The sequence below is a fragment of the Veillonella sp. AF36-20BH genome (genome assembly GCF_003602765.1).
In the GTDB taxonomy this organism is placed as follows: Bacteria; Bacillota; Negativicutes; order Veillonellales; family Veillonellaceae; genus Veillonella; species Veillonella hominis.
In genome coordinates this window covers 1-511 of record NZ_QTLR01000022.1, presented here as the reverse complement: position 1 = coordinate 511, position 511 = coordinate 1, and the positions used below count along the sequence as shown (strand labels likewise).

The window sequence follows — 511 nt, the reverse complement described above, 5'->3', positions numbered from 1 at the left end:
GGTTGACCCGAGCACATAGGAAATAATTCTCTGACTTAATGGTGACGTACATGTAAAATGTACGGCTACAAAAAACGACAATGTATCTAATGCATGTCAATATTATCTCTCATGTATTTAATCATGAGATTTTCGTTAGCATTTGATGCATATCTAGGAGCCTGAGCGAGATGAAGCTGCCGCGTACTTTTGTACGTAAGGCAAAATCGAGCGTGAGGCGACGACGATAGGCGCAAATGATAACGCAAAATAAGTAAAGATAATAAGGGCGTACGGTGGATGCCTTGGCGATATCAGCCGAAGAAGGACGCGGTAAGCTGCGAAAAGCTACGGAGAGGTGCAAGCAACCTGTGACCCGTAGATATCCGAATGGGGGAACCCGGCAGTGGTTATACACTGTCACCCATAGCATAGACTATGAGGAGGGCACCCGGGGAACTGAAACATCTAATTACCCGGAGGAACAGTAATCAAACGAGATTTTCTTAGTAGCGGCGAGCGAACGGGAAAG

At 46.0% G+C, this 511-nt stretch carries 1 rRNA gene; it reads left to right on the top strand.

Annotation, left to right across the window (positions count from 1 at the left end):
• Positions 1-252: 252 nt before the first annotated feature.
• Positions 253-511 (top strand): 23S ribosomal RNA (locus DW000_RS09780); the annotation flags it as partial.